Consider the following 23,508-nt stretch of genomic DNA (forward strand, 5'->3'; position numbering starts at 1 on the left):
CGCGGCAGGCCCGGCACCTGCGCTGCACTATGGTGTGACCCACACAACACGGGGAGGTGCGTGATGCCTGAGCGGACGGCGACGCCCTTGCGGGCGGCGACGATGACGGAATTCGCCGGTCGCGTCTCGACACCGAGTTACGACCGCTCCCGGATCTCGACGGGCATAGTCCATTTCGGGGTCGGCGGGTTCCATCGAGCGCACCAGGCGATGTACGTCGACCGCTTGCTCGAGCGCGGGCTGGGACAGGACTGGGGCATCTGCGGGGTCGGCGTCCTGCCCGGTGATCGCCGGATGCGCGATGCGCTGCGGGCACAGGACGGCTTGTACACACTGTCGACGGTCGCGCCGGACGGCTCGTGGACCACTCGCACGATTGGATCCCTCGTCGAGTACCGGTACGCGCCGGAGGATCCGGAGGCCGTCGTGGCCAAGCTCGCCGAACCCGCCACCCGGATCGTCTCGCTCACCATCACCGAGGGCGGCTACCACATCGCCGCCGCCACCGGGGAATTCGACCCGGACGACCCCGGCATCCGCGCCGATCTCGCCGGCAACGGGGCGCCCGTCACCGTTTTCGGGCTCGTCACCGAGGCGCTGGCCCGGCGCCGATCCCGCGGCGTCGCACCGTTCACCGTGGTGTCGTGCGACAACATCGAGGGAAACGGAAACGTCGCGCGCCGCATGTTCGGCGCGTTCGCCACGCTGCGCGATCCCGAACTCGGATCCTGGGTGGCCGAGCAGGTGCGGTTCCCGAATTCGATGGTGGACCGGATCACCCCGGTGACGCCCGCCGCAGCGACCGGCGAGATCGAGCGGCGCTACGGGCTCATCGATCGATGGCCGGTGGTGACCGAGCCGTTCGTGCAGTGGGTGCTGGAGGATTCGTTCGGGCTCGGCCGACCGGCCTTCGAGGAAGTCGGGGTGCAGGTCGTCGACGACGTCACCCCGTACGAATTGATGAAACTGCGGTTGCTGAACGCGAGCCATCAAGCGCTGTGCTACTTCGGCTATCTGAGCGGCTACCGGCTGGTCCACGAAGCCGCGCAAGACCCGGTCTTCCGTCGCTTCTTGCTGCGCTATATGGACGCCGAGGCGACGCCGACGCTGCGCGCGGTGCCCGGGGTCGACCTCGACGACTACAAGCGGACGCTGCTGGACCGGTTCGCCAACCCGGCGATCGGCGACACCATCGCCCGGTTGTGCGCCGAATCCTCCGACCGGATCCCGAAGTGGCTGCTGCCGGTGGTCCGGGCCCAGCTCGCCTCCGGCGGCGATATCGAGTGCGCGGCGGCGGTCGTCGCGAGTTGGGCTCGCTACGCCGAGGGCGTCGACGAGCACGGCGAGCCGATCGAGGTCGTGGACCGGCTGCGCGACCGGCTGGTTCCCCTCGCTCGGCGGCAACGCGAGCATCCCACCGCCTTCCTCGGCGAGCGCTCGCTGTTCGGCGATCTGATCGACCGACCCAGGTTCGTGGCCGCGTACTCGGCGGCTCTGCAGAGCCTGCGCACCAGGGGCGCGCACGCCACCGTGACGGAGCTGGCCCGCCGCTAACGGGGGGTGACGCGGGCCACCGCCCGGCAGTCCGCGCCGACCGCGAACCACACGTCCAGGCTCGAGTCCCCGCGCCGTGCGACGAGCTCCACGTCCTCGCCGGAACGTACCGGCTTCCCGTATTCGACGACCACGCGGTGCGGCCCGGACTTCAGTTCGGCGTGATCGGCGAGCACCTCTTCGAGCGCGGTGAGGTAGACGGCGTTGTTCATATGGTCGAGCAGGTCTATGTCGGTGACCCGCAGCGGGAAGCGCCGGATCTGCACGCCGGGTTCACCTGCCGTCGGCATGGGCTCGGTGAGTTCGGCTTGCCAGCGGAGCCGATGCTCGGTGGTGCATGCCAGCATGGGTGCGAGGAACTTGTCGCTCATCCGGGTCGGGACGCCGGATTCCGTGCCGAAGTGGATCAGAAAGCTCTCGGTCTCCACGAGTCCGCCCGCACTGCCGCAGATCTGCACCCGCATCGCGCACCACCGGGTGGAGGTGGCCGAGGGCCAGCGCCGCAGCGTCGCCCGGTCACCGAAAGCGAGTGGTTTGAGCGCGTCGATCACCGTCCGGCGGATCACCCACAACCGGTGGATATCGCCGTCCTCCAGAACCCCGAGATGGTCGTAACCGACGTCCTGCAGATAGCGCGCGACCCCGTCGAGTCGCAGGCGCTGGTCGCGGTCGGTGTCGGCGAGACGCACGGGCCATCCCGTCTCGAAGGGAGCACGGACGGCCGGCGGTTCCGGCAGCACACTGGGAATGGCCATAACCGGATAATGCCAGCTATTTGCCACTCCAGGGAGAACTACCGCTCATATCGTCACCTATACGAGAGGATGGCCGGTTTGATTAGTGATTTTCCTTGAATCCGCCGAGCCCAAAGCTAATCGCTAATAGTTTGCCCACTACCTGGTAGTGGCCGCATTGCCGTTGCCGCAGGACTCCCGCACGCCGCCCCGGTCGGCGAGTATGCGGGTACCCCGAGCGAGTATCCGACGCCTATCCACCACGTCTATCCACCGTGGCACCGGTCCGTGCCGCCGATCGGAACCCGGTCGAACAACGAGCCCGCATCGACCGTGCAGCCGCGCGCGCGAGGCACTCGCGCCGATCACTACGCGAGGCGGAGCATGCGCGGGTGCGCAGGCCAGTGGGCGGCACCGCCTGCCGCCCCGGCAGGATGCGCGCGCCTTCGCACGCACCCGTGCCGTAGCCCATGCGCCCGGCCTCGCGGCGGTCGTCTACTTCTTCGACCGATCCCGCTTCTCCCGCACACGCACCGAAATGCGGACGGGCGAACCGTCGAACCCGAACTCCTCGCGCAACCTGCGTTCCAGGAATCGCCGGTAGCCCGCCTCCAGGAACCCGGTGGTGAACAGCACGAACGTGGGCGGCCGAGTGGTCGCCTGGGTGGCGAACAGCACGCGGGGCAGCCTGCCGCCGCGCATCGGCGGCGGGGTCGCGGCGATCACTTCCTTCAGCCAGGTGTTGAGCCTGCCCGTCGGAATGCGCTTGTCCCAGGACTCGAGCGCGGTCTCCATGGCGGGCACCAGCTTCTGCACCGCGCGGCCGGTATGCGCGGAGATGTTCACCCGCTGTGCCCACGGCACCCGCACCAATTCGCGGTCGACCTCACGCTCCAGTTGCAGGCGGCGATCCTCGTCGACCAGGTCCCACTTGTTGAACGCCAGCACCAGCGCCCGCCCGGAATCGGCGACCATGCTGATCACCCGCAGGTCCTGTTCGGTGATCGGCTGCGAGGCGTCGATCAGCATGATCGCCACCTCCGAGGCCTCCAGCGCGGACTTGGTGCGCAGCGAGGCGTAGAACTCGGTGCCGCTGGCGTTGGTGACCTTGCGGCGCAGCCCGGCGGTGTCGATGAATTTCCAGATCTTGCCGCCCAATTCGACGAGGGAGTCGACCGGGTCCACCGTGGTGCCCGCGACATCGTGCACCACCGAGCGCTCGTCGCCTGCCAGCTTGTTCAGCAGGCTCGACTTGCCGACGTTCGGCTTGCCGACCAGCGCTACCCGGCGCGGGCCAGCGCCGGCGATCCCTTCGCGCGGCGTTTCCGGGAGCGCCTGGAGCACGTCGTCGAGCAGGTCGCCGGTGCCACGGCCGTGCGCGGCGCTGACCATGCGCGGCTCGCCGAGCCCGAGCGACCACAGCGCCGCCGCTTCCGCTTCCACCCGCTGATCGTCGACCTTGTTCGCGACCAGGATGACCGGGACCGCGGAACGGCGCAGTTTCCGCACCGCCGCCTCGTCGGTGGCGGTTGCGCCCACCACGGCGTCGACCACGAGCAGAATCGCGTCGGCGGTCTGCATGGCCAGCTCGGCCTGGCGGGCCACCGATTGCTGCAACCCCTTGGCGTCGGGCTCCCAGCCGCCGGTGTCCTGGACCAGGAATCGCCGCCCGGCCCAGTTCGCCTCGTAGGACACGCGGTCGCGGGTCACGCCGGGGATGTCCTCGACGACCGCCTCACGGCGGCCCAGGATCCGGTTCACCAACGTCGATTTACCCACGTTCGGGCGGCCGACCACCGCCAGCGTCGGCATCGCGACGTGGTGCGCGTCCTCGAACTCGCCCTCGAGCTCGGCCAGCTCCCAGTCGGCCTCGTCGCTCCAGACGCCGTCGCCTGCCAGCACGTCCTCGTTCATCGGTCACCTCCGGCCCCGTACGCCGAGACCTGCTCCGCGACAACGCGATACAGCTCGTCGATGACCTCGTCCATGGACAGTTCGCTGGTGTCGACGTCCACCGCGTCCTCGGCCGGGCGCAGCGGGGACACCTTGCGGGTCGAGTCGAGGGTGTCGCGGCGCTGCACGTCGGCGAGCACGCCCGCGTAGTCATCGCCCCGCCCCTCGGCGATGTTCTGCTGATTGCGCCGATGTGCCCGCGCCTCGGCGGAAGCGGTCAGGTAGATCTTCGCGTCCGCGGCGGGCAGGACGACGGTGCCGATGTCGCGCCCCTCCACCACGATCCGCCCCGCGGCCGCCGTGATGTCACGCTGCATGGCGACCAGCAGCTCGCGCACCTCCGGCACCGCGGAGACCGCCGAAACGGCCTTGGTGACGGCGTCGCCGCGAATCTCCGACCGCACGTCCTCGCCGTCGAGTTCGATCACCTCGCGGCTGGGGTCGGTGCCGATGGACAGCGGCAGCTCCTTGACCGCGGCGGCGATGGCGGCGGTGTCGGTCAGCTCGATGCCCGCCCGCAGCACCCGCAGCGTCGCCACGCGGTACATGGCGCCGGTGTCGAGGTACCGGGCACCGAGCCGGGTGGCCAGGCGCCGCGACACGCTCGACTTCCCGGTGCCCGACGGCCCGTCCATGGCGACCACCAGCGGGCTCGTACCGGCCATCCGCGCCGGCGTCTGCACCGGGATCTCCACACCGTTCACAACGACACCGCCTCGTAGAGTTTGCCGATTTCATCGCGGCCGAGCACCCGCAGCGTGCCGGGCCGCTGGTCGCCCAGCGCGACCGGACCGATATTGGTACGCACCAGCCGGATGACCGGATGGCCCACCGCGTCGAGCAGGCGCCGCACGATGTGCTTGCGCCCTTCGTGCAACACCACCTTCACCAGAGAACGTCCCTCCCCCAGTTCGAGCACCTGGAAGCGGTCGACCTTGGCCGGACCGTCCTCCAGCTCGACGCCTTCCTTCAACCGCTTGCCGACCGCGCGATTGTTCACCTCGCCGTGCACCGTCGCCAGGTAGGTCTTCGAGACCTCGAAGGACGGATGCATGAGCCGGTGCGCCAGATCGCCGTCGTTGGTGAGCAGCAGCAGGCCCTCGGTGTCCGCGTCGAGCCTTCCGACATGGAACAGGCGCTGACCCGCCGCGACCCGCTCGGCCACGATGTCGCCGACGCAGGGGCGGCCCAGATCGTCGGACATGGTGGACTGCCAGCCCTTGGGCTTGTTCAGCGCGACGTGCACCAGTTCCTCGCGCACCACCACGCGGGTGCCGTCGACGCGCACCACGGCGTGCTGGGGGTCGATCCGCAGGCCCTGCTCGCGCACGATCATGCCGTCGACCTCTACGCGGCCCTGCGCGATCATCTCCTCGGCGGCCCGGCGCGACGCGACGCCCGCCTTGGCGAGGACCTTCTGCAACCGCTCCCCCTCGCCCCACGGGAGCTTGGTGTGACCGCCGGACTCGGTGGTCTCGACGTTCTGGTGGCGCGCGGGCTTGGCGTTGCTCAGCAGCGGTGGCTGCACGGCTTGGCGCTGCGGCTTCGGCTTCTTCTTACCGGCCGCGGCCGTCTGCCGCTGGGGGTTGGGCTGCGCCGATCCGCGCTGCGCCAGTCCGCGGCCAGCGCCGCCCTGCTGGGCGCCACGCGCGGCGGCCCCCCGTTGAGCCGAACGGGCCTCGCGCGAACTCGAGGCGCGGCCGGCGCCGCCCCGTTCGGGCTGGGCGCCGCGTTTCCTACGATCCGGTGTGCCATCTCGGCGAGCGGGCGTATTCATGATGTCCTGTCACTCTTCGGTGCCGAGGTCCAAATCGGCCTCGGCGGGTTTCCTCAGCCTGGTGTACCGGGGGTCGGTCTCCAGGCTCTCGTTGATCTCATCGATCAGGTCGACGCCCGGAAGCAGGGGCGCCAGTGGCGGCAGGTCGCTCAGCGAAGCGAGCCCGATCCGTTCCAGGAACAGCTCGGTGGTGCGGTACAGCGTCCCGTTGGTCTCCGGGTCGACGCCTGCCTCGGCGATCAGGCCCCTGGCCAGCAGCGTGCGCATCACCCCGTCGACGTTCACGCCGCGCACCGCGCTGACCCTGGTCCTGGTCACCGGCTGACGGTATGCCACCACCGCCAGCGTTTCCAACGCCGCCCGGGTCAGTTTCGAGCGGGAGCCGTCGAGCAGCATCCGTTCCACATACGGCGCGTACTCGCTGCGAGTATAGAAGCGCCAGCCGTCGCCGACGAAACGCAGATCTATCCCGCTGGACCGGGCCGACAGTTCGGCGGACATCGCGCGCAGGGTGCGCTCGACGCGCTCCGCGGTGTCGCCGAGCGCGGTCGCGAGCTGGTCAGCCGGTGCGGGCGAGTCGATGACCAGCAGCATGGCCTCCAGCGCGGAACGCAGTTCGTCGTCCGCGAGCGGCTCGGGGGTGAGTTCCACCACTGCCTCACTCACGACCGCGCCTCGCCGGAGCCCGGCCCCATCGGGCGCGATCGCGCACTGTGCTCGCTCACCCGTAGTCCTCCTCGATCGTCATGGTGTCCGCCTGTTGCGCGGCCTCGTCGCCGATCCAGCTCACCGCCAGAGGACCGAGCGGATCCGGCTGGTCGAACTCGATCGTCTTGCCGCGATACAGCTCGAGCAGCGCCAGGAACCGGGCGACGATCTGGACCGGCACCTCGCAGTCGGCGACCAGCTCGCCGAAGGAGGTCCACGCACCCGCACCGCGCTGTTTGAGCCGTTCCAGCACCAGGGCCGCCTGCTCGGCCACCGAGATGGCGTGTGTGTGCAAGTGGTCGAGTCCGACCTTGGGCACCGGACGGGGCCGGAAGGCCGCCGCGGCGATCGCGGCGAACTCCGCCGCCCTGACACCCAGCGTAACCTCGGGCAGCAGGCCCGCGTAACGCTCCTCCAAGCCGACCGCCCGCGGATAGCGGCGCAGCGCGGCCCCCTCCAGTTCACCGAGCAGTTCGGCGACCTGCTTGAACGCGCGATATTGCAATAGCCGGGCGAACAGCAGGTCGCGCGCCTCGAGCAGCTCGAGGTCTTCGGCGTCGGTCATCTCGCCGGACGGCAGCAGGCGCGCCGCCTTCAGATCCAGCAGTGTGGCGGCGACGACCAGGAACTCGGTCGTCTGGTCGAGGATCTTGTCCGAGCGCAAGGTGTTCTGCTGCGCCATGTTCGCCGTCAACGCCTTCGTGTAGGCGATGAACTCGTCGGTGACCTTGTGCAACGCCACCTCGGTGACGTCCAGTTTGCGCGAGCTGATCAGAGTGAGCAGCAGATCGAACGGACCCTCGAAGTTGCTCAGCCGCAGCCGGAACCCGGACGCCTGCGGCTGATCCCCCGACTCCGGCGACGCGCCGGGCGGAGGGTTGGACGCCTGCGGCTCGTCCGCCCGCTCCGCCGAGGCCCCAGGTGAACGGTCGGACGCCTGCGGCTCGTCCGCCCGCTCCGCCGAGGCCCCAGGTGAACGGTCGGACGCCTGCGGCTCGTCCGCCCGCTCCGCCGACGCCCCAGGCGAAGGGTTGGACGCCTGCGCTGCGTCCGGCGGATGCCCACCTGCGCCAGCCGCGGCCGGGCGGGCCGCCGCATCCGCCGAACTCCCGCGTTCATCCGGCGCGTCAGCGGTCCGATCGGCGGAGGACTCGGTGACTTCCCGCTCGATCGCCTCGGTGGGCTGAGCGGGCGGCTTCGCGGGCGGTTCGTCCGCGCTGGACCCCGGCGCCGGTGCCGCCACTTCCCGCGCAGGCTCGGACGTGCCACCTCCGTGGGCGGCCGGGTTCGGGCGCCGGGGCGCCGCGTCCCGGCCCGCCGCGATGAACGCGGCAGCCGCGTTCCCGAGTGCGGGAGCCTGCACCGGAGTGGTGCGGTCCGGCGGATCGGGCACGCGGTCGTCCGGCGTGGCTGTCGGTCCGGCCGCGGAAGACCCCTGGCCGGACGGGTTGTGGTGGGACGCAGACGAGGGGTCGGAGCGGCCGCTCACCGGCCGGATCGGTGGATGACTTCCCTGGCCATCGACCGATACGCTTCGGCGCCACTGGATTTCGGCGCCCATGTGGTGATCGGCTCGCCCGCGACGCTGGCGTCCGGGAAACGGACGGTGCGCGCGATGGCGGTGTCGTAGACGAGCTCACCGAACACCTCGACGACCCGCGCCATGACCTGGCGGGAGTGCAGCAGTCGAGAGTCGAACATGGTGACCACTATTCCGTACAGGCTCAGCCGCGGGTTCAGCCGGTCCCGCACCTTCTCGACGGTGTCGTTGAGCAGCGCGAGTCCGCGCAGCGAGAAATACTCACACTCCATCGGGATGATCACACCGTCCGAACAGGCCAGGGCGTTCACCGTCAGCAGGCCCAGCGACGGCTGGCAGTCGATGAGGATGTAGTCGTAGCGGTTGCGCACCGGCTCCAGCGCGCGGCCGAGCGATTGCTCCCGGCCCACCTCGTTGACGAGCTGGATCTCCGCGGCGGAGAGGTCGATGTTGCTCGGCAGCAGGTCCATGTTCGGGACACGCGTCTGCATCAGCACGTCGTCGATGGACACCTTGGAACCGATGAGCAGGTCGTGCACGGTCGAGTCGAGATCGTGGTGGGCGACGCCGAGCCCGGCCGATAGCGCGCCCTGCGGATCCAGGTCGACGAGCAGCACGCGCCGACCGTATTCGGCCAGGGCGGCACCGAGATTGATGGTGGAGGTGGTCTTGCCGACCCCGCCCTTCTGGTTGCACATGGCGACGATCAGCGCGTCGCCGTGCTCGCCGACCGGCGGCGGGTCCGGCACCAGCCGCAACGGTCGTCCGGTCGGGCCGAGCGTCGCGTCCTCCGGGACCGGCTCGACTCCGTGGCCCCACAGCGTTTCCGCCGCGGCGTCCGAGTACGGACCCGGTCGCGAGCCCGTAAGCGGCTCCGCCCCAGCACCCATCGGCGGCTCTGCCGCTCCGGCTGTCGTCACGATCCGCTGCTCCTTATACGTTCCTGCCCGTTGCCTCGCCGAGCGTAGCGAGGCCGATCAGGGCCGACCTCGCTTTCGTGCGGTCCAGCTCTGGATAGACGCTACCGCTTGACGGCACTCGAGTGCCGCGCCTGCGCGCGGCGTGTTCGTCCGGCGCTGGTCAACGCCATTGCGGTCCACCGTCGAAATGAACATCGAACCGGTCGTGCAATTCGTTCATGCTGTCCCAGTCCGCCTCCCCGCGCGCTATCCGGCCGAGTTGCCGGAAGTATTCGAAGCGGACGATACCGGGTGTGAGCACAGCCAGGAACTCCGCGGGGCCGTCCGCGCCTGCGCCGAAGGCGTGCACAACACCCGGCGGCACCACCACCAGGCCGCCTTTGCCCACGGCGTTGCGGGCGCCGTCGACGAGGAACTCCATCGTGCCGTCCAGCACATAGAAGATCTCGGTCGACTTCGTATGGTGGTGCGGCCGGGTGCCGTCCGCGCCCGCGGCCAGGGTGAGCCGATTGGCGCCGAACAACCCTGCGGAGTTCTCGCTGTCCTCGAGCAGCCGGAAGGAGCCGCCGCCGGGCAGCGCAACCGCTTCGACGTCTGCCTCGTGGACGATGAAAGACTTTGCCATGCAACTCACCTCGTGTCGTGATCGGAACCGGGCCGCCGGTGAACACACCGCACGCACCCGCTGAACGAACACAACCGGACCGAAGTCCACTTTGTTCCGCCGATATGCCACGTCAGCGGAAACCGCAGGCGCGAGCGAAGCGCGGAGCGCCGAACGGATTACCGTGCGCGCGGATGCGCGGTGGCCCAGACTTCGCGCAAGGTGTTGACGGTGACCAGGGTGTAGATCTGGGTCGTGGTCACCGAGGCGTGGCCGAGCAATTCCTGCACCACCCTGACGTCGGCGCCACCGTCGAGCAAATGGGTGGCGAAGGAGTGGCGCAGCGTGTGCGGCGACACCGCCGCACCGATGCCCGCCCGTTCGGCGGCGGTGTGCAGCACCTGCCAGGCGCTCTGCCGGGACAGCCGCGCGCCGCGGGCATTCAGGAAAAGCGCTCCGGCATTACCCTTTCCCCGCGCGGCGAGCACGGGCCGCCCACGGACCAGGTAGGCATCCACAGCGGCCAGGGCCGGCCGCCCGATCGGCACCAGGCGCTGTTTCCCGCCCTTGCCGCGCAGCACGACCGACCGTTCCTCGAGATCGAGATCGTCGACGTCCAACCCGACCGTCTCCGAGATGCGGGCGCCGGTGGAGTACAGCAACTCCAGCAGCGCGCGGTCGCGCAGGCCGCGCGGTCCGCCGTCGGCGCCTGCCGCGGCATCCGCCTGGCCGCCGCCCGCCGCCTCGAGCAGCCGCAGCACCTGGTCGTAGGGCAGCGCCTTGGGCAGCCTGCGTCCCGGTGCGGGCGGCTTCACCGCGTGCGCCACGTCGGTGTCGGTCAGTCCCTCCGCGGCGGCGAAGCGATGCCAACCCCGCACCGCGATCAGCGCGCGGGCCACCGAACTTGCCGCCAGCGGCGGGTGCCCGTGACCGCCCGAGCGCAGCGCCATGGTGAACTCGGCGACGTCGGACTCGGCGACCCGGTCGAGCGAGCGGATGCCGCGCCCGGCCAGGAAGTCCAGATAGCGGCCCAGGTCCCGCCGGTAGGCCCCCAGGGTGTTGGGCGCGACGCCGCGCTCGACGGCGAGGTGGTCGAGATAGGCGTCGAGCTCGCGGCCGAGCACTTCTGGTCAGTCTTCGGACTTCTCGGCCGCCTTGCGGCGGAGGAAGGTCGTGGGCTGCCCGTCCCACGGCGCGTCCGGCGGCCGCGGTTCGATGCCGCCCGCTCGCGCGGCCGCCAGCGCGAGCACGCCCGCGACGGCGGTCGCGTTGACGATCTCCCCGCTCAGCGCCGCGCGGACCGCCGCGTCGACCGGCATGCGGACCACTTCCAGGTCCGCCTCCTCGAATTCGGGATCGGGCCGATCGGTCTCGTACAGCCCGCGTGCCAGGTAGATCCGCAGCGCTTCGTCGGTGAACCCGGGCGAGAGCGCGACGTCCACCAGGACCGCCCATTCCCGGGCGGCCAACCCGGTCTCCTCGGCCAGCTCGCGGCGCGCCGCGAGCAGCGGATCCTCTCCGGGCACGTCGAGCAGCCCGGCGGGCAACTCGAGCAGCCGCCTGCCGATCGGGTGACGGTACTGATTGATCAGCACCACATCGCCGTCGTCGTCGATCGCCGCGACGGCGACGGCGCCGTGATGCTCGATCACCTCGCGCTCGACGACCCGGCCACCCGGCATCCGCACCTGGTCGAGCCGCAACGCGAGGATCGCGCCGCTGTAGACGGTCTCGCTCGATTCGATCTCGAAATCGTGGCTGCCGGGCTCGGCAGCGCCCCCGTTGGTCATCCCGCTACGCCTGTTCCGTCGCACCCGCCAGTTCTTCACCCGGAATGTCCACCGGAAGCCGTTCGGCCGCTTTGTATTTCAACGCCGCCGAGATGAGCGCCGCGAACAGCGGATGCGGGCGGGTCGGCCTGCTCTTCAGCTCCGGGTGCGCCTGCGTGGCCACGAAGAACGGATGCACGTCGGCGGGCAGCTCGACGAACTCGACCAGGTGCCCGTCCGGCGAGGTGCCGCTGAACCGCAAGCCGCTCTCGGCGACCTTGTCGCGATAGGCGTTGTTCACCTCGTAGCGGTGGCGATGACGCTCGGAGACGTGCTCGCTGCCGTAGGCATGGGCGACGACCGAGCCCTTCTCCAGCGTGGCCGGGTATGCCCCCAGCCGCATGGTGCCGCCGAGATCGGCCTCGCCTGCCACGGCCTGCTCTTGATCGGCCATGGTGGAGATGACGGGATGCGGTGTGTCCGGTTCGAATTCGGCCGAGTTGGCCTCCGCCAATCCCACCCGGCGCGCCGCCTCGATCACCACGCACTGCAGTCCCAGGCACAGGCCGAGCAGCGGGATGCCGCGGGTGCGCGCGTAGTGGATCGCGCCGACCTTGCCCTCGATGCCGCGGATGCCGAACCCGCCGGGAATCAGCACGGCGTCCACGTCGCGCAGCGCGTGCTGGGCGCCGGCCGGGGTCTCGCACTCGTCGGAGGGCACCCAGCGGATGTTCACCTTGGCGCGCGAGGCGAATCCGCCCGCGCGCAGCGCCTCGGTGACCGAGAGGTAGGCGTCGGGCAGGTCGACGTATTTGCCGACCAGCGCGACCTCCACCGTCTCGCGCGGCGAGTGCACCCGGTCGAGCAGATCGCCCCACACGGTCCAGTCCACGTCGCGGAACGGCAGCCCCAGCCTGCGCACCACGTAGGCGTCCAGGCCCTCGCGGTGCAGCACACGCGGGATGTCGTAGATCGACGGCGCGTCCGGCGTGGAGATGCAGGCGTCGACCTCGACGTCGCACATCAGCGCGATCTTGCTCTTCAGGGCCTGCGGGACCTCGCGGTCGCAGCGCAGGATCAGCGCGTCGGGCTGGATGCCGATATTGCGCAGCGCCGCCACCGAGTGCTGGGTCGGCTTGGTCTTCAGCTCACCCGAGGGCGCGAGGTAGGGCACCAGCGACACATGCAGGAAGAAGACGTTGTCCCGCCCGACGTCGTGGCGGATCTGGCGGGCGGCCTCCAGGAACGGCTGCGACTCGATGTCGCCGACGGTGCCGCCGATCTCGGTGATCACCACGTCCGGGGTCTGGCCCTGCAGATCCGGGCCGCGCATGGCCAGGATCCGGTTCTTGATCTCGTCGGTGATGTGCGGAATCACCTGCACCGTGTCGCCGAGGTACTCGCCGCGGCGCTCCTTGGCGATGACCGACGAATAGATTTGCCCCGTGGTCACATTCGCGTCCCGGGACAGGTCCCGATCGAGGAAGCGCTCGTAGTGGCCGACGTCCAGATCGGTCTCCGCGCCGTCCTCCGTCACGAACACCTCGCCGTGCTGGAAGGGGTTCATCGTGCCGGGATCGACGTTCAAGTACGGGTCGAGTTTCTGCATCGTGACGCGCAGCCCACGCGCCGTCAGCAGCTGACCGAGGCTGGAGGCGGTAAGACCTTTACCCAATGAGGAGGCGACACCACCGCTGACGAAGATGTGCTTCGTGGCCGTTCGCGCCTGAATCCGTGTTTGACCCACGGGTCTTCACGGTAACACGAATCCGCCCGTCCGTTCGAATGCCACGCGCGTTTGCCCGCCGATCGCCGGGACGGCGATCAGAGCCGCAGCGGCCGAATTGTGAAGTCGGTCGCGTTCCCGTCCGCGGTGTTCACCGGACGCCGGTGCCCAGAAGTCGGCGAGAACGGTCGATCATGCCCGTGACCTGCGCAAAACGCTCCGAGTGCACGTTCCAGCGGATCTTCCGGCCCGTCAGCCCGGGACGGCGGCCAGGGTGAGCGACGTGGCTTTGGCTCCGGTGCCGTAGCGTCCGGTGCCGCCGTTGAGCTGTTCACCGAGCGCCAGCACGGTCGTGACCCGGCCGAGTTCCCGGTCGAGATTGTCGACGGTGCTCACCTGACCCGCGAGCGCGGCGTCGGTGCGGACCACGGCGATCGGCCCCTGCCCGTCGGCGGCGCCCGCGCGCCCGGCCAGAACCACTCCCGCCCCACGGCCGCGCAGGGCGCCCGCGAAGCGCGCGGCATTCGTGCCCGCACTGTTCTCCGCCGCGGCGACGCCGTTGCCGGTGATCACGACGGCGAGCTGGGCGGGCCGCACCGGTGTGTCACCGTAGGCGAGGAACCCGCCGCCGCGCAGGGTCTCCAGGACCAGCCCGAGTTCCTCCGGAGTGCTCCGGGTTTGCCCGGTGGCCGGGTCGAGCAGCAGCACCAGGCCCAGCAGATCACCGGCCATGCTGCCCTGATCCACCGCGCCGGTCCGCAGCTGCGCCCCGGCCGGGATGACGTTCGTGAGAGCCGTGCGCATCCGGTCACCCTCGGTGGCGTCGACGAACGCTTCGGTCAGTGCGATCCGGCCCGTGACGGCCGCCCCCGACCCCGCGAGCGCCCGCGTCACCGCTTCGACGTCGCCCGGATCGGCGTCCGGTGTCGTGAACACGACGACGCTGCGGTCGGCGAGCGCGCCGCCGAGGATGCGCCCGGAGGACCCGGCGATGAACCGGTCGGCGGCCACGGCCTGCTCCCCGAGCAGCCGGTTCTGCTCGGTGAGGATGTCGACCTGCTGCCGCAGGTCGGTCTTGTCCGCCCGCAAGCCGGACAGCAGATCGGCTCCGAGCGTCTGGGATCCGAGCACCACACCGATCGCGAGCGCGAGAAAGATCGCGACGATCGAGATGGCGTGCTGGCGCAACGAAATCATCGTTCTCCTCTCAGAATTCCCACGATCCGGCTTGTCCCTGCGCCCACCGCGCGAAGCGGTTCCACGTGTCCACACCCCAGTCCAGGACGTCTCCGCCGCTGTTGGACGCCAGCAGCACGACGATCACCGCGACCAGCGCGGCGAGCACGACCAGTGCGACGGCGACCCCGGACACGCGATTGCGGTACAGGGTGGCCACCGCCTTCGCGTCCATCAGCTTCGTGCCGACCTTGAGCCGGGTGAGGAAGGTGGCCGGATTGCTGTCGCGGCGGCCCCGGTCGAAGAAATCGTCGAGCGAGGCGGGCGCTCCCGCGGTGACGATCAGCGCGGCGCCGTGATGGTCGGCCAGCAGCAGTGCCAGATCGGCGGCCGAGCCCGACGAGGGGAAGGTCGTCGCGCCGATACCGAGGTCCTGGATGCGCTCGAGCCCTTTGGCGTGGCCGTCGGTGTCGGCGGGCAGGATCACCTCGGCGCCGCACTTCATGGTGGCGGTGGTGATCTCCTCGGGGTCGCCCACGATGACGTCGGGCTGGTACCCGCGCCTGCGTAGGGTGTCCGCACCGCGGCCCACGCCGATGAGGATCGGGGCGTATTCCTTGATGAACGGCTTGAGCCGCTGCAGGTCCTCGGCGTGCTCCGGACCGTCGGCGACCACCACCACATGCCGGTGCTTCATCACCAGATCCAGTTCCGGGACGCCGAACCCGTCGATGAGCAGCGCGCTCTCGGTGCGGATGAATTCGATGGTGTTACCCGCGAACGCCTCCAGATGATCGGCCAGACCGTTGCGCGCCTCGATCATCCGCTCCGTGATCGCGGACTCGGTGAGCTCGATGCCCTCGACGAGGACCTCCGGCTCCTTCTTGATCAGCTTGTCGGCGTAGACCACGCCGTCGACGATGCGAACCTTGACGCCGTCCTTGATCTTCTTGAACGCATCCGAGCTCACCGTGTCCAGCAGCAGGATCCCGTTCGCGACCAGGGCTTCGGGGCCCAGGTTCGGGTAACGGCCGGAAATGGACGGCGAGGTGTTGATCACCGCACCGACGCGCGCCTCGACCAGCCGGTCGGCGGTCATCCGGTCGAGATCCATCTCGTCGAGGACGACGATGTCGCCCGGGCCGATCCGTCCGAGCAGCCGCCGGGTGTTGCGATCCACCCGGGCAGTCCCGATCAGACCAGGAAGCGTTTCGGTGTTTCTCGACAACAGCGCCGGCATCTTCATGTGCCGATGATGGCGGCAAACTCTCAACCATTGGTGGAGGCGCGCCGTTCCACACACCGCGTCCATGCGGCCACGCATGCGGCAGCGGGCGCGCCGCCTCGGGGTATTCCACGGCCGAGTTGTGAACAATATTCGCTGTTCAGAAAGCACTTATCGGCCGGATTCCGCTCTCGTCGCAATCCACTGGGCCGAAGCGACGGCGACCCGGCCGGTTGCCCGGGCCGATACGCCGCACCGCCCGCCAACCCACGAACGGACAGTGCACACCACCCCCTCCTGCCATCCGGCGAATCAGCCGCTATCGCGTTGACACGAACCCGACGGCCAAGTGGACAAAACCTCCGCGCGGGCCGACGCACGGCCGAAGACGAAGCGGCCCCGCCGTCAGCACCGCTTCGCATGCGGGCGGCACACGGTCCAACCGCTACCGTCCGGACGCGGCGTGCGGCTCCAGGCCGCTTCACCCGCGCCGTCGCCGGGGGCGCTGTCGGCGGGTCGGGGTTTGTTCTTCCGGTGATACTCGCGCAGCGCATGCTGATGTTCGTTCTGCCGCAGGGGGTTCGGGTCGGAGTGCTGGTAGCCGAACGGGTCGATCTCATGCCACCCCGTCGAGTCGCCATGCGAACCAGCGCGACCGGAGTGGTCGGAGCGCGACAGCGACTCCGCGGCAGCACCACCGGCCGCGCTGATCATCCCCGCGGCGAGACCGGCCACGATCAGCGCGAATGTCGCCGTTTTCGCCGTTTTCCGGCGTCGCCCGATCGGGCCGCGACGGCGCGCCCCGCCCGCCTCGGTCATCACTGAAAGAACGCTGCACATGTCGGCCCCTTTGCCTCGGCGCTTCCGGCTGTCCAGCGGAATTCATCCGCCGTTCACCTACTGAGTTCAATAGTAGATGGAAATCGGACATTGCGGACGTCGGTTGCCTACGACCCAGTCGTCGTTAGCGAAAACTCTTGATCGAAACACGCTTTGCGCATCAAACCCGCCGCGTACGCCTCTGCCTTTCCCCGAGCCGAGACCCAGCTTCCAGCCATTCCATGGCCTCGCACGGATTTAGTCAGTAGATCGAGTCGGTATTGGAGCGCCGCCAACCGCCTCTCGCCTCGATCGCGCCCATGGTGCCAGCCCGGAAAACCTCCCGCGGGGGACGGCCCGCCGTCGATTGTGATGCGGACGACACGATCATCGAGCGGCGCCCGCTGTAGCTATATGCTGCCGGTCACACGTAACTGGAAGAGGAGATTTCATGGCCAGCACCACCGTCGACGCCGTCATCGCAGCTCCGCGCGAGGTCGTCTACCGGCTCTTCGCCGACCGCGAGAGCATCAGCCCCTACATCCCGGTCCAGGTCAAGCTGATCAAGCCCGGCCTGACCGAACGCGAGGGCGTCGGCGCGCAGCACCTGATCGGCCTCGGCCCGGTCGGGGTCACCGAGGAGATCACCAAGCTCGTGCCCGGCGAGCGGATGGAATACAAGATCGTGAAGGGCGCGCCGGTGAAGCGGCACGTCGGCATCGTGACCTTCGCCGACGCCGACAACGGCACTCTGGTCTCCTACACGATGGAATCGGACCCGTCGCTGCCGGTACCGGCCAAGGTGCTGGAATTCGGTCTGAAGAACCTGATCGGCCAGTTCATCAAGGGTGCGCAGAAGGCGGTGCGCTGACCGGCGCGCTCAGCGCGCCGCCACTTCGGCGCCCGCTTTCTCGGCGCGCGCCGTCGCCAGCAGTTCCTCCGCGTGTGCCCGGCCGGTCTCGGTGTCGTCGAGACCGGCCAGCATGCGCGCCAGCTCGACCACGCGCTCGTCGTTGGTGAGCGCACGGACACCGCTGTTGACCGTGCCCTTGCCGTCGTCGGATTTGTCGACCACCAAATGGGTGTCGGCGAACGCCGCGACCTGCGGCAGGTGGGTCACCACGATCACCTGATGGGTACGCGCCAGCCGTGCCAGTCTGCGGCCGATCTCCACCGCGGCGCGTCCGCCGACACCCGCGTCGACCTCGTCGAACACCATGGTCGCTCCGTGCTCGGAGCCGGCCAGCACCACTTCCAGCGCCAGCATCACGCGTGACAGCTCACCGCCCGACGCGCTCTTGCTCAAGGGCAACGACTGTGCGCCGGAATGCGCCGCCAACCGGAACTCGGCCTCATCGATACCCGTGGCGCCTGCATGCAACTCCTGACCGTCGACGGTGAGCGGCGCCGAGTCCTGCGCGCCCGCGAGCACCGGCCGCACCTCGACCTCCAGACGCGCCTTGCCCATCGCGAGACCACCCAGCTCGGCGCTCACCGCGGCTGCCAGCTTGCCCGCCGATTTGCGCCGCGCGGCGCTCAGCTTCTTCGCCGCCTCCCGCAACCGTTCGGCGGCGGTGTCGACCTCGGCGGCCAGCTTCGCCAGCGCCTCCTCCGAGACGTCCAGCGAGCCGAGCCGGGTGCGAGCCTCCTGCGCCCAGGCCAGCACGCCATCGATGTCAGCCGCGTACTTGCGGGTCAGCGTCTTCAATTCGGCCTGCCGGGTGAGCAGCGAATCCAGCGCCCCCGGATCCGACGGCAGATCCGAGAGATACCCGCTCAACTCGGTGGTGACGTCGACCACCACGGCGATGGCGTCGGCCAAGCGCGGCGCGAGGGCGACCAGCGCCGGATCGTCGGCGGCTTCGATGCGGGCGCGCGCCGCGCCCAGCGCTTCCATGGCGCCGGAACCGTCCCCCGGGGCGTCCGCAGACCCGGCCAGCGCGTCGTGCGCGGTAGCCGCCGCCTCCCGCAGCGAATCCAGATCGCTCAGCCTGCGCACCTCGTCGACGATGCGCACGTCCTCGCCGGGTTCGGGAGCGATGGCGTCGATCTCGTTCAACGAGTGTTCGAGTCGCTCGGCCTCGAGGGCCAATTCCCTGCTGCGCGCGGTCCGTTCGAGCAGTTCGGTGCGGGCGTCGAGCCAGGATCGGCGCAGCACCTGGTACTTCCGCAGCAGAGCGGCCACCGCGTCGCCCGCGAACCGGTCCAGCGCCGACAACTGCTGATCGGGGCGCTGCAACCGCAGCTGGTCGTTCTGCCCGTGCACGGTCAGCAAAGGCGCGGTGAAATCGCCCAGCACCGAGGCGGGGACCCCGCGGCCACCGAGATGCGCGCGGGAGCGCCCATCGCTGCCGACCGTGCGGATCGCGATGACGCTGCCGTCGTCGTCCTGCTCGGCCGCGGCCGCCTCCAGCACCTGCGCGACCTCGGCGCGGGCGGCGTCGTTGACGTCCTCGATGGTGAACCGGCCCTCCACGACCGCACGCGACGCGCCGAGCCGGACCCGGCCCGCGTCCGCGCGGGCACCGCTGAGCAGATGCAGGCTGGTCACCACCATGGTCTTGCCCGCGCCGGTCTCGCCGGTCAGGCAGGTCAGCCCCGCGTGGAACTGCGCGGTCGCCCTGGAAATGACGCCAAGCCCGTCAATCCTGATCTCTGTCAGCACTTGTGCTCTCCGTTCGCCGTCGGCCACGCCAGCCTGTCACGGGCAATTGGAACTTGCGCACCATCCGGTCGGCGAAGGGTGCGGAGTCCAGCCGCACCCAGCGCACCGGTCGAGCGCCGCGAACCGCCTCCACCCGGCCCCCGCTGGGCAGTGCGAGCGTGCGCCTGCCGTCCAGGAAAACTATCGCATCGTGTCCGGTCGCCACGGACTCGACCGCGATCCGCGACTCGGGGCTGGTCACCAGCGGCCGCGCGAACAGGGCATGGGCATTGCTCGGAATCACCAGCAACGCTTCGAGTTCCGGCCACACCACCGGACCGCCCGCGGAGAAGGCGTAGGCGGTCGAACCGGTCGGCGTGGAGATGAGGATGCCATCGCAGCCGAACGACGACACCGGTCGCCCGTCGACCTCCAGCACCACTTCCAGTACCCCCATGCGCGAGGCGTTTTCGATGCTCGCCTCGTTCAGCGCCCAACCGCTCTCCACGACCTCGTCCTCGATCCGCACCGTGACGTCGATGGTCATCCGATGCTCGATCGTGTAATCGCCCCGGACCACCTGGGCGAGCGCCTCGTCCAGATGCTCCGCCTCGGCCTCGGTGAGAAAACCGATGCGGCCGAGGTTGATCCCGAGCACCGGCACCCCGGCCGGGCGCGCCAGTTCGGCAGCGCGCAGGAATGTTCCGTCACCGCCGAGCACGAGCACCATCTCGCAGCCGACCGCTGCCTCCGCACTGTGCTCGACCACGCGCACCGGATAGCCGCCCGGCTCGGCCTCGAACCGCGTGCTGTCCGCCTCGTCCGCGAGCACGCGCAGGCAGATACCCGCGTCCGCGAAGATTTTCGCCACCCGGTGGGCGGTCTCGATGATCTCCGCCCGGCCGGGATGTGACACCAGCAGAATCTCCCGGCCGCAGGGCTGGGCCAGCGCGTTCACTGTGGACCCTCCTCAACCGCACGCTCGACCAGCGCAGCGACCCGCTCACCATCGTCCGCGAACGACCCGTCGTTGCGCAGCCACAAGAAGTATTCGACATTGCCCGACGGACCCGGCAGCGGACTCGCCACCACACCGACGGTGCGCATCCCCAGCTCCGCGGCCGCGGCCGCCACCGCGCGCACCGCGTCGGCGCGCAGCGCGGGATCGCGCACCACACCGCCGGAGCCGACCCGCTCCTTACCGACCTCGAACTGCGGTTTCACCATGGGCAACAGGTCGGCGCCCGGCGCCGCGCAGGCGGCCAGCGCGGGCAGGACCAGGCTCAGCGAAATGAAGGACAGGTCGCCCACCACCACTTCGACCGTGCCACCGATGGTTTCGGGCGTCAGGTTGCGCACGTTGGTGCGGTCGAACACCCGGACCCGCTCGTCGTTGCGCAGGCGCCAGACCAGCTGGCCGTACCCGACGTCGACCGCGACGACCTCCCGAGCTTCCCGCGCCAGCAGCACATCGGTGAACCCGCCGGTCGAGGCGCCCGCGTCCAGGCAGCGTTTGCCCGCCACGGACAGCCCGTCGGGCTCGAACCGCTCCAGCGCGCCGAGTAGTTTGTGCGCGCCGCGCGAGGCCCACGACACCTCGTCGGGTTCCTCCCGGACCACCAGCGGCGTGCCCGCCTCGACAGCGGTCGCCGCCTTCACCGCGACCGTTCCAGCTATCAGGACGCGGCCCGCGCCGATCAGCTCGACCGCGTGTTCTCGCGATCTCGCCAATCCGCGGCGAACCAGTTCCGCGTCCACCCGTGCGCGTCTGGCCACCTCAGATCTTGTCCACCGTGGCCAAGGCCTGTACCAGCACGTCATGTGCCTGCTCCAGGATGCGAGCGCGACGGGTGATGTCGACTCCGGCCTCGGCGCTGTCGGTCGCGGGTGCGGGCCCGCTCCAGCCGGGGCGGTCGAGTTCGGTGAGCAGGCTGTCGACCTCGCCGCGGATACGATCCGGGTCGGCAGGCTCCGGACGGCCTTGCGCACCCGGCAGGTGCTGACCGGGCAGCGGCGCCCCGGGGCGGGGACCTGCCGCACCGGCGGCCGTGCCGGGACCGTTCGGACGAGGCGTGGGTGTAGTCATCGTGGCGTCAACGCTATCGGATTTCCGAATCGGACGCGCGGACCGTCACAGCTCGCCCGGGGTTGCGCTGCAGCAGGTCACCCAGGTCGGCATCCGGCTCGGCGGCGACAACCGCGTGATTGAGGGCCTCGAGCGAGTCGGCGACGTAGGTCGGTACCTGACATTCAGGGGCCGTGCGCAGTTCGTCCAGCGTACTGACACCGGTGAACACCAGCAACGAGTCGAGACCGACCCGGTTGGCGCCCTCGATATCGGTGTCCAGACGGTCGCCCACCACCAAGGCGGAGCGGGAACCGGCCCGGACGAGCGCGTCCTCCAGCAGCGGCGCGTACGGCTTGCCCGCCACGATCGGCTGCCGATCGGAGGCGGCGCGCAGCGCGGCGACCATCGCGCCGTTGCCCGGCGCGAGGCCGCGTTCGTTCGGCAGCGTCCGGTCGGTGTTCGCCGCGACCCACAGCGCGTCCGCACGCAGGGCGTAGGCGGCTTCGGCGAGGTCCGGCCACGCGGTATGGGGTGAGTGCCCTTGCACCACCGCGGCGGGCGCGGCGCCGTCGAAGCGCCGGATCGGTCGCAGTCCGACACCGTCCACCTCGGCGGCCAGATCGTCGGTGCCGACGACCAGAACCGGCGCGCCGCGCTCGAGCCGCTCGGCCAGCAACCGCGCCGCGGCCTGGGCGCTGGTCACCACGTCGTCGGAGGTCGCGGGGAAGCCGAGTTCGGACAGATGCGCGGCGACCACTTGCGGCCCCCGGCTGGCATTGTTCGTGACGTACACCAGCCGCTGATCGGCCTGCCCGTCCACGGCCAGTGCCTCCGGCGCGCCCTCGATCACCTCATGACCGCGGTACAGCGTGCCGTCCAGATCCAGCAGCAGGGCTCGGTAGCGATCTCGTAGTCGCTTCACACCACTCTCACTCCGTGTCACCGATCGGCGCCGTGCCGACTCATCACCGCCGGACCCTCCAGCAGCACATCCGCTCGGCGAGTCCGAGACACTCGACACTACGCCAGCGAGCATGCCGTAAAGACGTGGCGTCAACCACTCCGGCTACACCGGATCACCAGTGCGGCAGGCAGGTTTCGCAGCGCGAGGACCCAACCCGGGATGTGTGGCCCGCGCTGTTCAGCGCCGACACGGTAAGACGGACGGGTACCAGGCGTCTCGACGGCAGCTCTCGAGGCCTCGCCTGCGTGCAGCGTTAGGTGCTGCCTCCGCTTTACGACGTACCTTCTGCACAGCAACTGGAGGACTGGTGGCGCGACCTCGACAGCCAGGTCTCAGACCTCGCCCGTGAGTTCGGCGGCGCGTTCTTCGGCGTCGGTCTCCCCGTCCAGGTCGGCCGAGGCGGCGTTGAGGAACCAGGTGAGGCCCTCGTCGGTGCGGCCCGCGGCGACGAGGGCGTCGGCGTAGGCGTAGAAGAGGCGGGCCGCGGCGGAACCGGTGCGGGACGGATCGAGATCCGAGGTCTGCAAGGTCACGACCGCTTGGTCGTACTGACCGAGGTCCATCCGTGCGCCGGCGACCACGATTCGCAGTTCGGCGGCGTCGTCACCGCGCAGAGCACGCGCTTCCTCGCTGCGACCGAGTTCGATCGCGCGTTCGGGACGCCCCAGACCGCGTTCGCAATCGGCCATGACCGCCAAGAGCCCGGAACCACCGGACATCCGGCGCGCGGTGCGCAGCTCCGACAGAGCCTCCGCCCATTCGCCTGCGTGGTAGGCCACCACTCCCGCGGTCTCACGAACGACCGCGATGCGCCCGGCCCTCTGCCGCGCCGCCCTGGCATGGGCGAGAGCGAGCCCCGGATCGTCGTCGAGCAGCCGCACCGCCATCACCAGATGCCGGGCGACCGTCTCCGCATTGCCCTTGTCCAGGCTGAGCAGATCCCGCCGCACGGCCGAGTCGAGATCGGTGGCCTGCACCTCGTCCGGCAGATCGGGTTCTTCCGGCCGCGGCGGGCGGCGATCGAGGCCACGCCCACCGGCGCCACGGGCGCCTTCACCGCCTCGGCGACGGTCCTGCGACGCGTCGCTGTGCGGCCTCCGGTCTTCGCGGTCCGCGTCGCCGCGTCGTTCATCGCGATCCGGTCCGGCACGATGACGATCGTCCTCACGGCGCTGGAAGCCGGACGCACCGCGCCCCGCCGCGTCACCGCGCGCGTCGAAATCGCCGCGACGCTTGTACCCGCCACGCTCGCCCTGCTCACCACGGCGAGCATCGCCTCGAGCGCCCGCGGAATCGTCCCGGCGCTGGAAACCACCACGGTTGGCGG

22 protein-coding genes are annotated in these 23,508 nt (G+C 70.0%); 2 read left to right on the forward strand and 20 right to left on the reverse strand.

The window, feature by feature from the left end; translation table 11 throughout:
* The first annotated feature begins 63 nt into the window (after window positions 1-63).
* Window positions 64-1,554: a mannitol dehydrogenase family protein gene (locus NNI01S_RS28000; RefSeq protein ID WP_084489361.1), complete on the forward strand. Its 1,491-nt coding sequence runs from the start codon at window positions 64-66 to the stop codon at window positions 1,552-1,554.
* Here NNI01S_RS28000 and NNI01S_RS28005 read toward each other — a convergent pair.
* The 14 genes from NNI01S_RS28005 to NNI01S_RS28070 form a co-directional block, all read right to left on the reverse strand.
* Window positions 1,551-2,309 carry an acyl-[acyl-carrier-protein] thioesterase gene (locus NNI01S_RS28005; protein ID WP_063023580.1) on the reverse strand — a complete coding sequence of 253 codons (759 nt, stop codon included), beginning with the start codon at window positions 2,307-2,309 and terminating at the stop codon, window positions 1,551-1,553. The two genes, NNI01S_RS28000 and NNI01S_RS28005, sit on opposite strands and share 4 nt — an antisense overlap.
* 474 nt (window positions 2,310-2,783) lie before the next feature.
* Window positions 2,784-4,202 carry a ribosome biogenesis GTPase Der gene (gene der / locus NNI01S_RS28010; protein WP_063023582.1) on the reverse strand — a complete coding sequence of 473 codons (1,419 nt, stop codon included), beginning with the start codon at window positions 4,200-4,202 and terminating at the stop codon, window positions 2,784-2,786.
* The gene (gene cmk, locus NNI01S_RS28015; RefSeq protein ID WP_063023631.1) at window positions 4,199-4,906 is read right to left on the reverse strand and encodes a (d)CMP kinase; all 708 of its coding nucleotides are present in this window, start codon (window positions 4,904-4,906) and stop codon (window positions 4,199-4,201) included. The genes der and cmk overlap by 4 nt, the downstream gene beginning before the upstream one ends.
* A 35-nt stretch (window positions 4,907-4,941) precedes the next feature.
* Window positions 4,942-6,018 (reverse strand): pseudouridine synthase, encoded by a 1,077-nt coding sequence (locus tag NNI01S_RS28020; protein WP_084489362.1) that lies wholly within the window; start codon window positions 6,016-6,018, stop codon window positions 4,942-4,944.
* A 9-nt stretch (window positions 6,019-6,027) separates the two neighbouring features.
* Window positions 6,028-6,684, reverse strand: coding sequence for an SMC-Scp complex subunit ScpB (scpB, locus tag NNI01S_RS28025; RefSeq protein WP_084489363.1), 657 nt, complete (start codon window positions 6,682-6,684; stop codon window positions 6,028-6,030).
* Between the two features lie 55 nt (window positions 6,685-6,739).
* On the reverse strand, window positions 6,740-7,546 hold the full coding sequence (locus tag NNI01S_RS28030; protein ID WP_063023635.1) for a segregation and condensation protein A: 807 nt from the start codon (window positions 7,544-7,546) through the stop codon (window positions 6,740-6,742).
* A 665-nt stretch (window positions 7,547-8,211) separates the two neighbouring features.
* A complete protein-coding gene (locus NNI01S_RS28035; protein ID WP_040866172.1) occupies window positions 8,212-9,156 on the reverse strand; it encodes a ParA family protein in 945 nt (314 codons plus the stop codon).
* A gap of 190 nt (window positions 9,157-9,346) precedes the next feature.
* Window positions 9,347-9,811, reverse strand: a complete 465-nt coding sequence (locus NNI01S_RS28040; protein WP_063023586.1) for a cupin domain-containing protein — start codon at window positions 9,809-9,811, stop codon at window positions 9,347-9,349.
* Between the two features lie 158 nt (window positions 9,812-9,969).
* Window positions 9,970-10,914 (reverse strand): site-specific tyrosine recombinase XerD, encoded by a 945-nt coding sequence (xerD, locus tag NNI01S_RS28045; protein WP_063023588.1) that lies wholly within the window; start codon window positions 10,912-10,914, stop codon window positions 9,970-9,972.
* A 6-nt stretch (window positions 10,915-10,920) separates the two neighbouring features.
* Window positions 10,921-11,580, reverse strand: a complete 660-nt coding sequence (locus tag NNI01S_RS28050; protein WP_063023590.1) for an NUDIX domain-containing protein — start codon at window positions 11,578-11,580, stop codon at window positions 10,921-10,923.
* Between the two features lie 4 nt (window positions 11,581-11,584).
* Window positions 11,585-13,306: a CTP synthase gene (pyrG, locus tag NNI01S_RS28055; RefSeq protein ID WP_063023592.1), complete on the reverse strand. Its 1,722-nt coding sequence runs from the start codon at window positions 13,304-13,306 to the stop codon at window positions 11,585-11,587.
* A 231-nt stretch (window positions 13,307-13,537) separates the two neighbouring features.
* On the reverse strand, window positions 13,538-14,482 hold the full coding sequence (locus NNI01S_RS28060) for a copper transporter (RefSeq protein WP_063023594.1): 945 nt from the start codon (window positions 14,480-14,482) through the stop codon (window positions 13,538-13,540).
* Between the two features lie 10 nt (window positions 14,483-14,492).
* Complete coding sequence (gene steA / locus NNI01S_RS28065; RefSeq protein WP_063023596.1) at window positions 14,493-15,707, reverse strand: putative cytokinetic ring protein SteA; 1,215 nt, start codon at window positions 15,705-15,707, stop codon at window positions 14,493-14,495.
* Between the two features lie 384 nt (window positions 15,708-16,091).
* Window positions 16,092-16,508 (reverse strand): hypothetical protein, encoded by a 417-nt coding sequence (locus NNI01S_RS28070; RefSeq protein ID WP_157115015.1) that lies wholly within the window; start codon window positions 16,506-16,508, stop codon window positions 16,092-16,094.
* 448 nt (window positions 16,509-16,956) lie between these two features.
* On the opposite strand from NNI01S_RS28070, the gene NNI01S_RS28075 reads away from it, so the two are divergent.
* Window positions 16,957-17,376 carry an SRPBCC family protein gene (locus NNI01S_RS28075; protein ID WP_063023600.1) on the forward strand — a complete coding sequence of 140 codons (420 nt, stop codon included), beginning with the start codon at window positions 16,957-16,959 and terminating at the stop codon, window positions 17,374-17,376.
* 9 nt (window positions 17,377-17,385) lie between these two features.
* Here the strand turns inward: NNI01S_RS28075 and recN are convergent, their stop codons facing one another.
* The 6 genes from recN to NNI01S_RS33915 all read right to left on the reverse strand — a co-directional run.
* Entirely contained in the window at window positions 17,386-19,170 is a 1,785-nt protein-coding gene (gene recN, locus NNI01S_RS28080) for a DNA repair protein RecN (protein WP_063023603.1), read from the reverse strand.
* A complete protein-coding gene (locus NNI01S_RS28085; RefSeq protein WP_063023605.1) occupies window positions 19,148-20,107 on the reverse strand; it encodes an NAD kinase in 960 nt (319 codons plus the stop codon). The genes recN and NNI01S_RS28085 overlap by 23 nt, the downstream gene beginning before the upstream one ends.
* Window positions 20,104-20,925: a TlyA family RNA methyltransferase gene (locus NNI01S_RS28090; RefSeq protein WP_063023607.1), complete on the reverse strand. Its 822-nt coding sequence runs from the start codon at window positions 20,923-20,925 to the stop codon at window positions 20,104-20,106. The genes NNI01S_RS28085 and NNI01S_RS28090 overlap by 4 nt, the downstream gene beginning before the upstream one ends.
* Window position 20,926: 1 nt before the next feature.
* Window positions 20,927-21,235, reverse strand: a complete 309-nt coding sequence (locus tag NNI01S_RS28095; RefSeq protein ID WP_245676400.1) for a hypothetical protein — start codon at window positions 21,233-21,235, stop codon at window positions 20,927-20,929.
* 13 nt (window positions 21,236-21,248) lie between these two features.
* Window positions 21,249-22,139: an HAD-IIA family hydrolase gene (locus NNI01S_RS28100; RefSeq protein WP_063023609.1), complete on the reverse strand. Its 891-nt coding sequence runs from the start codon at window positions 22,137-22,139 to the stop codon at window positions 21,249-21,251.
* Window positions 22,140-22,513: 374 nt separating this feature from the next.
* Window positions 22,514-23,508: tetratricopeptide repeat protein (locus NNI01S_RS33915; RefSeq protein ID WP_084489368.1), on the reverse strand; the 995-nt coding region annotated here is incomplete at its 5' end.

Source organism: Nocardia niwae NBRC 108934 = DSM 45340, from assembly GCF_001613465.1.
GTDB lineage: Bacteria > Actinomycetota > Actinomycetes > Mycobacteriales > Mycobacteriaceae > Nocardia > Nocardia niwae.

What these genes read in the sequence shown, in the direction of transcription:
- NNI01S_RS28000 (WP_084489361.1), top strand. Translation starts at nt 64, where the DNA reads ATGCCTGAGCGGACGGCGACGCCCTTGCGGGCGGCGACGATGACGGAA.
- NNI01S_RS28005 (WP_063023580.1), bottom strand. Translation starts at nt 2,309, where the DNA reads ATGGCCATTCCCAGTGTGCTGCCGGAACCGCCGGCCGTCCGTGCTCCC.
- der (WP_063023582.1), bottom strand. Translation starts at nt 4,202, where the DNA reads ATGAACGAGGACGTGCTGGCAGGCGACGGCGTCTGGAGCGACGAGGCC.
- cmk (WP_063023631.1), bottom strand. Translation starts at nt 4,906, where the DNA reads ATGGCCGGTACGAGCCCGCTGGTGGTCGCCATGGACGGGCCGTCGGGC.
- NNI01S_RS28020 (WP_084489362.1), bottom strand. Translation starts at nt 6,018, where the DNA reads ATGAATACGCCCGCTCGCCGAGATGGCACACCGGATCGTAGGAAACGC.
- NNI01S_RS28035 (WP_040866172.1), bottom strand. Translation starts at nt 9,156, where the DNA reads ATGGGTGCTGGGGCGGAGCCGCTTACGGGCTCGCGACCGGGTCCGTAC.
- NNI01S_RS28040 (WP_063023586.1), bottom strand. Translation starts at nt 9,811, where the DNA reads ATGGCAAAGTCTTTCATCGTCCACGAGGCAGACGTCGAAGCGGTTGCG.
- NNI01S_RS28050 (WP_063023590.1), bottom strand. Translation starts at nt 11,580, where the DNA reads ATGACCAACGGGGGCGCTGCCGAGCCCGGCAGCCACGATTTCGAGATC.
- NNI01S_RS28060 (WP_063023594.1), bottom strand. Translation starts at nt 14,482, where the DNA reads ATGATTTCGTTGCGCCAGCACGCCATCTCGATCGTCGCGATCTTTCTC.
- steA (WP_063023596.1), bottom strand. Translation starts at nt 15,707, where the DNA reads ATGAAGATGCCGGCGCTGTTGTCGAGAAACACCGAAACGCTTCCTGGT.
- NNI01S_RS28075 (WP_063023600.1), top strand. Translation starts at nt 16,957, where the DNA reads ATGGCCAGCACCACCGTCGACGCCGTCATCGCAGCTCCGCGCGAGGTC.
- NNI01S_RS28095 (WP_245676400.1), bottom strand. Translation starts at nt 21,235, where the DNA reads ATGACTACACCCACGCCTCGTCCGAACGGTCCCGGCACGGCCGCCGGT.